The 8,735-nt window shown below is 69.9% G+C and carries 7 protein-coding genes and 2 pseudogenes; 5 read left to right on the forward strand and 4 right to left on the reverse strand.

The features are described from left to right. Window positions 1-491, forward strand: a pseudogene (locus tag QH283_RS06230) (CHAT domain-containing protein); the annotation flags it as partial. A 46-nt stretch (window positions 492-537) separates the two neighbouring features. On the opposite strand, the gene QH283_RS06235 reads toward QH283_RS06230, so the two are convergent. The 3 genes from QH283_RS06235 to QH283_RS06245 form a co-directional block, all read right to left on the reverse strand. Then, window positions 538-1,356 carry an aminotransferase class IV family protein gene (locus tag QH283_RS06235; protein ID WP_280502059.1) on the reverse strand — a complete coding sequence of 273 codons (819 nt, stop codon included), beginning with the start codon at window positions 1,354-1,356 and terminating at the stop codon, window positions 538-540. A 109-nt stretch (window positions 1,357-1,465) separates the two neighbouring features. Beyond that, entirely contained in the window at window positions 1,466-2,260 is a 795-nt protein-coding gene (locus tag QH283_RS06240; RefSeq protein ID WP_280502060.1) for an LLM class F420-dependent oxidoreductase, read from the reverse strand. Window positions 2,261-2,405: 145 nt separating this feature from the next. Continuing rightward, entirely contained in the window at window positions 2,406-4,064 is a 1,659-nt protein-coding gene (locus QH283_RS06245; protein ID WP_280502061.1) for a catalase, read from the reverse strand. Between the two features lie 154 nt (window positions 4,065-4,218). Between QH283_RS06245 and QH283_RS06250 the strand changes: the two genes are divergently transcribed. Both QH283_RS06250 and QH283_RS30170 read left to right on the forward strand, forming a co-directional pair. Further along, a complete protein-coding gene (locus QH283_RS06250) occupies window positions 4,219-5,289 on the forward strand; it encodes an ABC transporter ATP-binding protein (RefSeq protein ID WP_280502062.1) in 1,071 nt (356 codons plus the stop codon). A 203-nt stretch (window positions 5,290-5,492) separates the two neighbouring features. After that, window positions 5,493-5,672: pseudogene (locus tag QH283_RS30170) on the forward strand (helix-turn-helix transcriptional regulator); the annotation flags it as partial. 231 nt (window positions 5,673-5,903) lie between these two features. Here the strand turns inward: QH283_RS30170 and QH283_RS06260 are convergent. After that, window positions 5,904-6,410, reverse strand: a complete 507-nt coding sequence (locus tag QH283_RS06260) for a winged helix-turn-helix transcriptional regulator (RefSeq protein ID WP_432420673.1) — start codon at window positions 6,408-6,410, stop codon at window positions 5,904-5,906. Window positions 6,411-6,512: 102 nt separating this feature from the next. Between QH283_RS06260 and QH283_RS06265 the strand changes: the two genes are divergently transcribed. Together QH283_RS06265 and QH283_RS06270 are read left to right on the forward strand one after the other, a co-directional pair. Continuing rightward, window positions 6,513-7,682, forward strand: a complete 1,170-nt coding sequence (locus QH283_RS06265) for a thiolase family protein (protein WP_280502065.1) — start codon at window positions 6,513-6,515, stop codon at window positions 7,680-7,682. Between the two features lie 114 nt (window positions 7,683-7,796). Continuing rightward, window positions 7,797-8,735, forward strand: a 939-nt coding sequence (locus QH283_RS06270) for an o-succinylbenzoate synthase (protein WP_280502066.1), incomplete at its 3' end; no start/stop codon positions are given.

The raw sequence follows: 8,735 nt of genomic DNA on the forward strand, positions 1-8,735 counted from the left end.
AGAACGCCGAGCTCCACCTCGCCAGCACCGCCGACACCACCGGCTTCGCGGCCCCCCAACGCACCCACCGCCCCCTGTCCGCCAAAGACCTCCTGCTCGGCACCCACACCCTCACCCCTGACCCGGTGGCGGGCGCCGACCTGTGGCCCATCCCCAGCCGGGTCGCCCTCATCGCCTGCGAAAGCGGCGGCGACCTCCGCTTCACCGAATCCCTCGGCCTGGTCGCCGCCATGCTCCACGGCGGCGCCGAACTCGTCACCGCCACCCGCTGGCCGCTGCCCACCGACCTCGCCGTCCAGCGCTACGCCTGCGCCCCCGGAGTCCACCCCCTCCAGGACGCCATCCGCGCCGTCGACGCCGCCCACGACCAGGACGACCCCCTCACAGCGCTGCACAGCTGGCAACGCACCCGTCTCGACGCCTGGCGCACCACCGGAGCCCCCGAACACTCCCCCCTGCTGTGGGCCGCTCTGGCCACCTTCCTCACCTGAGGGTTCCCAGCGGCAGGTTCGACGAAGCAGGTTCGACGAAGCAGGTTCAACGAGGCAGGTGCGAAATAGGCACAGCGGGTTCCGACTCGTACGCCTCGTGCAGCAGGGCCACGAACTCACCGGCATCCCCGAGCCGCTGCTCCCCGATCCGCGAGACGGCGATTCCCGGAGTCCACGAATTCAGCACCACCCCTTGCAGATCGCGGCTGATATCGGTGACCCGAAGCGCCCGCGTGACCTGATCCACGCCGAGCGCGTCGAGCTGCCGCCGCACGATCCGCATGGTCACTCCCGGCAACATCGGGGCTTGCGGCCAGATCACCGACCGCCCATCCCAGAAGGCGAGATTCCAGATCGTCGCCTCACTCAGATTCCCCTGTCCATCGGTGAACACGGCGTCGTCGAACCCACGCGCGTTCGCCCGCCGCAGCAACCGCGTCTTCGCCACCTCCCCCACATGCTTGATGTGCGGCAGATACCGCTCGTGCGCGACCACGTCGAGCGCCAACGGCCCGGCGGGCGGCGTAGCCGGGTCTCCCACCCGCACCAGCACATCGATGGCGACCGACCCGTCCGCCCGCATGAACTCACCGGGCCGTGAGGTCAGATAGCAGGTCAACGATACATCCTCCGGCGCGTCCCGCAACGCGGCCGAGAGCGACTCGCGAACCCGCTCGTCCGCCGGATGCCCCCCGAACAACTCGTCACTGGCCAACCGCAACCGCTCCAGGTGCAGATCGAGGCCCCGCACCGCCCGACCCCGCACCTGCATCGCCGTGAAGTGCGCGAACCCCGCGAACGCCAGCGGAGCGAGATCCTCGACCGTGGCGGGCCGTCCGTTGAAGTACGTCGAAGCGAATCCCATGCCCGCACCGTAGGGCCTCACACCAGCGTCAAGGTCAAGCGTGGATCTCTCCGAGTAGGACCACTCACGCGCGTTCCCGGATTCGGAGCGGCGCGGGCGGTCCGAGCCGCTAGGACGCTCCGCTGACGTCCGGCGGGTTGACCTCGTCGCGCCAGCGGATGGCGGCCTTCAACTCCTCGAGGTCGTAGCCGGGCCCGGAGGAGCCGACGGTGAAGAGGGTGACGCCCGCGTCGAGGTAGGCCTTGGCCTGGTCGAGGCCGGGCCAGGCCACCGAGCGTTCGATGCGTTTCGCGTCGGTGCCGACCTCGGCGGCGTGCTCGGCGAGGATGACGTTCTTGCGTGCCAGGGCGTCGAGATCGGCGAAGCTGTGCCAGATGTCGGCGTATTCGGCGACCAGGCGCAAAGTCTTCTTCTCACCGCCGCCGCCGATGAGGATCGGTATGCGGCGGATGGGCTGGGGGTTGAGCTTGCCGAGGCGGGCGGTGATGCGGGGCAGGTATTCCTTCAACAGCGCCAGACGGGTTCCGGCGGTGCCGAATTCGTAGCCGTACTCGTCGTAGTCCTTCTGGAACCAGCCGGCGCCGATGCCGAGGATCAGGCGGCCGCCGCTGATGTGGTCGACGGTGCGGGCCATGTCGGCGAGCAGGTCGGGGTTGCGGTAGCCGCCGCCGGTGACCAGCGCGCCGATCTCGACGCGCTCGGTCTGCTCGGCGAAGGCGCCGAGCATGGTCCAGCACTCGAAGTGCGCGCCCTCGGGGTCGCCGCTGAGCGGGTAGAAGTGATCCCAGTTGAAGACGATGTCGGCGCCCGCGTCCTCGGCGCGCAGCACGGCGTCGCGGATCAGGCCGTAGTCGGGGGCGTGCTGGGGCTGCAATTGCAGTGCGATGCGAACCGGTCGGCTCATCTGAAGTCCTCCCTTTCGGGCAGCTGTCCGCGATCGACCCTACTCGCGCGGCGGCCCATCGCGGCGAATGCGATTCGTGGCGCGATGCGTTCGCGCCGGCGGGGCGGACCCGAGCGGCCCGTCCCGCCTGCGCGCTCCACCGTGCTCAGGCCGCGTGCACCTCACGTTCGTTCGGCACGCAGTGGGTCATCTCCAGGCCGGAGACATCGCGCGGGCCGTTCTTGCCGAGGTTGGCGGCGCGCTGCCGCTCTTCCTCCGAGAGAGTCTGGCTCTGCAACGGGGGCAGGCCGCGCACGTCGTCGGCGGTGATGCCGAGGCCCTCGCCGACCCGCTCGCCCAGCTCGTCGTCGCACAGGAAGAAGTGCCAGACCATGCGTTCCTGGACCTCGCGGACGGCCTCACCGATGCCCGCGACCAGGTTCTTCACCAGGTCGTCCTTCTCCCACTGCGCCATGAGCTGGTAGCGCTGCCCCGCCTGCTCGTAGTCGTTGGTGCGGGGGATGCGCTTGCGGGTGAGCCTGCCGCGGATCTCCGGGCCCTGCTCGTCCGGGGTGGGCGCCTCGGCCTCACGCAGGCCGCCGGTGATGGACGGCTCGTAGTTGACATGCGGGTTCGATCCGACGTCGTCGATGCCGTAGGCCATCGGGCCGCCCTGCTGGTTGGTGGCCACGTGCGCGTTCTTCGGCTTGTTCACCGGCAGTTGCAGGTAGTTGGGGCCGACGCGGTAACGCTGGGTGTCGGAATAGGAGAAGGTGCGTCCGACCAGCATCTTGTCGTCGGAGAAGTCCAGGCCGTCGACGAGAACGCCGGTGCCGAAGGAGATCTGCTCGTTCTCCAGGAAGTGGTTGCCGACATTGCGGTCGAGGACCATCCTGCCGACGACCTTCGGCGGGAACTCGTTCTCCGGCCAGACCTTGGTGTCGTCGAGCGGGTCGAAGTTCAGCTCGGGATGCTCGTCGTCGCTCATGAGCTGGACGCGCAGCTCCCACTCCGGGTAGTCACCGGCCTCGATGTGTTCGTAGAGGTCCTTGCTGGCGTGGCCGAGGTCCTCGGCCTGGATGGCGGCGGCGTCGGCCTCGGTCAGGCTCTTCACGCCCGCCTTCGGAATCCAGTGGTACTTGACCAGGTGCGTGACGCCCTCGGCGTTGACCCACTTGTAGGTGTTCACGCCGAAGCCCTGCTGGGTGCGGTAGTTGGCCGGGATGCCGCGCGGGCTGAACAGGTTGACCAGCATGTGCATGGACTCCGGCGTCTGCGACATGAAGTCGAAGATGCGCGCGGGCTCCTGACGGAAGGTCACCGGGTCGGGCTTGAGAGCGTGGATGACGTCGGGGAACTTGATGGCGTCCCGGATGAAGAAGACGCCGAGGTTGTTGCCGACGAGATCCCAGTTGCCGTCCTCGGTGTAGAACTTGACGGCGAAGCCGCGCGGGTCGCGGGCGGCCTCGGAGGAGTCACGGCCGCCGATCACGGTGGAGAAGCGCACGGCGAGGTCGGTGCGTTTGCCCGCTTCGGCGAAGAGCTTCGCTCGGGTGTAGTTCTGGATCGGCTCGTCGCCCCACTTGCCGGTGGCCTCGAAGTAGCCGTAGGCCACGAAGCCGCGGGCGTGCACCACGCGCTCGGGGATGCGTTCCCGGTCGAAGTGGCTGATCTTCTCCAGGAACTGATAGTTCTCCAGAGTCGCCGGCCCGCGGGCCCCCACCGTCCGCTGATTCTGGTTGTCGTGGACAGGATGGCCCTGTCGATTGGTCAGGACCTGACGGTCGTCGCCCGCGGCGGCGCCTTGCGACGCGACATCGGTCATCGACATGCTCCTCTGTTCGCGGTTCGGTTCGCCCGTCGCCTACCCGGGGATCGCTCCCACAAACCCCTCGGCGGCCGCGGCTGGTCTAGAGTCCCCCCGACCCCTGTTACTCGGATCGTCCGGCACGTTCCTGCCGGTGAAGGGAAGTTCTGCCGTGGCCACGGTTACCTTCGAGCGCGCCACCCGGCTCTATCCGGGGGCGAGCAAGCCCGCTGTCGACGAATTGCAACTGGAGATCGCCGACGGCGAGTTCCTGGTGCTGGTCGGTCCGTCCGGCTGCGGGAAGTCCACCTCGCTGCGCATGCTGGCCGGGCTGGAGGAGGTGAACGGCGGGCGCATCCTGATCGGCGACAAGGACGTCACGCACGCCGAGCCGAAGGAACGCGACATCGCGATGGTGTTCCAGAACTACGCGCTCTACCCGCACATGACAGTGGCCGAGAACATGGGCTTCGCGCTCAAGCTGGCCAAGGTCGCCAAGGCCGAGCGGGACCAGCGGGTGCTGGAGGCGGCCAAGCTGCTGGATCTCGAGCCGTTCCTGGACCGCAAGCCCAAGGCGCTGTCGGGCGGTCAGCGCCAGCGCGTGGCGATGGGGCGGGCGATCGTGCGCTCGCCGCAGGTCTTCCTCATGGACGAGCCGCTGTCGAACCTCGACGCCAAGCTGCGCGTGCAGACCCGCACCCAGATCGCGCAATTGCAGCGCAGGCTCTCGACCACCACCGTCTACGTCACCCACGACCAGGTCGAGGCCATGACGATGGGTGACCGGGTGGCGGTGCTCAAGGACGGGCTGTTGCAGCAGTGCGCCAGCCCGCGCGATCTCTACCGCGACCCGGCCAACGCGTTCGTGGCGGGCTTCATGGGCTCGCCCGCGATGAACATGTTCACGCTGCCGATCCAGTACGGCGCGGTGGAGCTGGGCGGCTTCCGGCTGCCGGTGCCGCGTTCGGTGGCCGAGCAGGGCGGACGCGAGCTGATCGTCGGCATCCGGCCCGAGCATTTCGACATGGGCGGTTCGGGGATCGAGATGGAGGTGGACGTGGTCGAGGAACTCGGTTCCGACGCCTACGTCTACGGCCGCACGCTCGGCTACGGGCCCGGCGAGACGATCGTCGCCCGCGCGGACTGGCGCAACCCGCCCGCCAAGGGCGACCGGCTCTATCTCTCCACCACCCCGGAGCACACCTACTTCTTCGCTCCCGAGGACGGGCGCCGCCTGAACTGACGGCCGCTCCCGACGGCACGGGCCGCACCACCGGATCCCGGGGTGCGGTCCGTTCTCGTTCGCAGGATCCCTGTGGAAGGAGCGTGAGTCCCGTGATCTGGGTTGTGACCCTGCGCTATGACCTGACGGATGTCGACCGGGCCACGCTCGACACCTGGGAGGAGGAACTCGTCGCTGCCGACGCGTCGACGGCGCAGAATCTTCCCCACCTCGTCTCCGCCGCAGAGGTGGGCGATCAACTGGGGATCTCCCGGCAGCGGGTCCACCAGCTGCAGAGTACGGCCGGTTTCCCGGAGCCGCTGTATCGGTTGCGGACCGGGCCGGTGTGGGATGCTCGCGCGATCGAGGCGTTCGCCACCCGCTGGGATCGGCGGCCGGGGCGACGCGCCTCGGCGGACGAGGAGCACGTTGTCGCCGAATCGCCGAGTCCTGGCGCAGTGACGCGCGAGCGGTTCGCGGCGATGGCGCCACGAGCGCGCAAGCCTTGATCGGATACATACCGACGGCCGCACACCGGATCACGGGTGCGGCCGTCTCGTTCATCGAACCCCAGCGGCTCGCCGAAAACTGATGCCGTAACGGGCGCGTCGGTGCACTTCCCCGTAGCAGCGCGGTCAGGACCGGCGGCTGCGGAGGTAGTCCTCGTTGACTCGGACGCCGAGCTCTTCGAGTTCGATCCGTTTGCCGGTGGCGCTGCGGATCTCGACGCGTACGGGGGCGCCGGTGGCGGCTTCGACCAGCTGGAGCGGGGGCGGGCCGGGCTGGAGGTAGGCATCGCCCCACTGCATGAGGGCGAGGACGGCGGGGAGCAGGTCGCGGCCCATGGGGGTGAGGACGTATTCGTGGCGGGTGCGCTTGCCCTCTTCGCGATAGGGGATCTTCTCCAGCAGGCCGGCCTCGGTGAGTTTGCGCAGCTGGGCGGAGGCGGCGGCGGGGGTGATGCCGACGCGGGCGGCGAAGCCGTCGAAGCGGCGGGTGCCGTAGTAGGCCTCGCGCAGGATGAGCACGGCCGAGCGGGTGCCGACCAGGTCCATGGCCTTGGCGATCGAGCAGTCCACGGCCTGCCACGCGCTCAGATCCGCCAGGGGGCCTTCCATCACCGCTGCCATGACGCACATCATACGACTCGCTGGGTTGACCGAACTGAAGTCAGCGCTAATCTGACTATAGGAAAGTCGAGTCAGGTCAACGGGGCCCGGCTCGCGGGTTCGAGAGGAACCACCATGAGAGACGCGGTGATCGTCGAAGCCGTCCGTACGCCGATCGGCAAGGGCAAGCCGAACGGGGCCCTGCACGAAGTGCATCCGGTCGATCTGCTCGCGCACAGCCTGCGCGCGGTGGTGGACCGCAGCGGCATCGACCCGGCGCTGATCGACGACGTGATCGGCGGCGTGGTGACCCAGGTCGGCGAACAGGGCGCCAACGTGACCCGACGCGCCGCGCTGGCCGCCGGATACCCGGAGTCGGTGCCCGCCACCACGGTGGACCGGCAGTGCGGCAGCAGCCAGCAGGCCATCCACTTCGCGGCGCAGGGCGTGATCGCGGGCGCCTACGACATCGTGGTCGCGGCGGGCGTGGAGTCGATGGGACGGATTCCCATGGGTTCCAACCTGATCGGGACCGACGACATCTCCGGCGCCGGGTTCGCCGAGCGCTATCCCGACGGCCTGGTCTCGCAGGGCATCAGCGCCGAACTGATCGCGGCGCGCTGGGGGCTGAGCCGTGCCCGGCTCGACGAGTTCGCGTTGGCCAGCCACGAGAAGGCGGCGCGGGCGACCAAGAACGGGCTGTTCACCCGGGAACTGGCGCCGATCGCGGGACTGGAGACCGACGAGGGCATCCGCGTCGGCGGCACGCTGGAGACGCTGGGCGCGCTGCGACCCGCCTACTACGACCCGGCGATGGCCGAGCGCTTCCCGGAGATCGGCTGGCGCGTCACCGCGGCCTCGGCCAGCCAGATCAGCGACGGCAGCGCGGCGGTGCTGATCATGACCGGCGAGCGGGCGGCGCGACTGGGACTGACGCCGCTGGCGCGGGTGCACAGCTTCGCCGTGGCGGGCGACGACCCGCTGCTCATGCTGACCGGCGTCATCCCCGCCACCGGAACGGTGCTGCGGCGCGCCGGACTCGAGCTGTCCGACATCGACCTCGTGGAGATCAACGAGGCGTTCGCGCCGGTCGTGCTGGCCTGGGCCGAGGAGACCGGGGCCGACCTCGGAAAGGTGAACGTCAACGGCGGGGCCATCGCCCTCGGCCACCCGCTCGGCGCGTCGGGAGCGCGGCTGGCGACCACGCTGGTGCACGCCATGCGCGAGCGCGGCGCGCGATTCGGATTGCAGACGATGTGCGAGGCGGGCGGATTGGCCAACGCCACCATCTACGAGCGGATCTGAGCGGCGACGGTCGGCAACTGCCGGGGCCGCCCGGATCGCTCACGCCTTGCGTCGCGATGGACGGGCGACAGGGAACACGTGACCGGCGGCCCCTCGGCGGCCTACTGTGGCTGGATGAGCCTGCCCGCAGAACCGGTCGTCTATGCCGTTCCGATGCGCACGCGGTTCCGCGGCATCACGGTGCGCGAGGGGATGGTGATTCCCGGCGCGAAGGGGTGGGGCGAGTTCTGCCCGTTCCCCGAATACGACGACCGCGAGGCCGCGTCCTGGCTGGCCACCGCGCTGGAGCAGGCCGAACAGGGCTGGCCGGAGCCGGTGCGGCAGTGGATTCCGGTGAACTGCATCGTGCCCGCCGTCGACGCCGGACGCGCGCGCCGGATGGTGCTGGACTCCGGGTGCCGCACGGCCAAGGTCAAGGTGGCCGACCACCCCGGATCACTCGGCGAGGATCTGGAGCGGGTGGCCGCCGTTCGAGACGCGCTCGGCCCCGCGGGCTCGGTGCGGGTGGACGCCAACGCCGGCTGGGATGTGGACACCGCCGTCGCGCACATCGTCGAACTCGATCGGGCGGCGGGCGGTTTGCAGTACGTGGAGCAGCCGTGCCCGACGGTGGAGGAGCTCGCGGCGGTGCGCAGGAAGGTGGACGTGCCGATCGCGGCCGACGAGTCGATCCGCCGGGCCGAGGACCCGCTGCGGGTCGCGGTGGCCGAAGCGGCCGACATCGCGGTGATCAAGTGCACACCGCTGGGCGGGGTGCGCCGCGCGCTGCGGGTGGCCGAGGCGGCCGGGCTGCCGGTGGTGGTGTCCTCGGCGCTGGAGACCGGGGTGGGGCTGGGTGCGCAGCTCGCGCTGGCCGGGGCGCTGCCCGAGCTGGACTTCGCGTGCGGACTCGGCACGGCGGCCCTGCTCGAGGGCGATCTGGTGCGCGAGCCGATGCTGCCGGTCGACGGCTATCTGCCGGTCCCGACGCGCCCGCGCGACCCCGACCCGGTGCTGCTGGAGAAGTACCGCCACCCCGACCCGGAGCGGGTGGCGTGGTGGCCGGACCGCTTC

Source organism: Nocardia farcinica (genome assembly GCF_029867845.1).
Taxonomy (GTDB): Bacteria; Actinomycetota; Actinomycetes; order Mycobacteriales; family Mycobacteriaceae; genus Nocardia; species Nocardia farcinica_A.

Coding starts and splice junctions, on each gene's coding strand:
- QH283_RS06260 (WP_432420673.1), bottom strand. CDS start 6,410: ATGATGTGCGTCATGGCAGCGGTGATGGAAGGCCCCCTGGCGGATCTG.
- QH283_RS06235 (WP_280502059.1), bottom strand. CDS start 1,356: ATGGGATTCGCTTCGACGTACTTCAACGGACGGCCCGCCACGGTCGAG.
- QH283_RS06245 (WP_280502061.1), bottom strand. CDS start 4,064: ATGACCGATGTCGCGTCGCAAGGCGCCGCCGCGGGCGACGACCGTCAG.
- QH283_RS06240 (WP_280502060.1), bottom strand. CDS start 2,260: ATGAGCCGACCGGTTCGCATCGCACTGCAATTGCAGCCCCAGCACGCC.
- QH283_RS06265 (WP_280502065.1), top strand. CDS start 6,513: ATGAGAGACGCGGTGATCGTCGAAGCCGTCCGTACGCCGATCGGCAAG.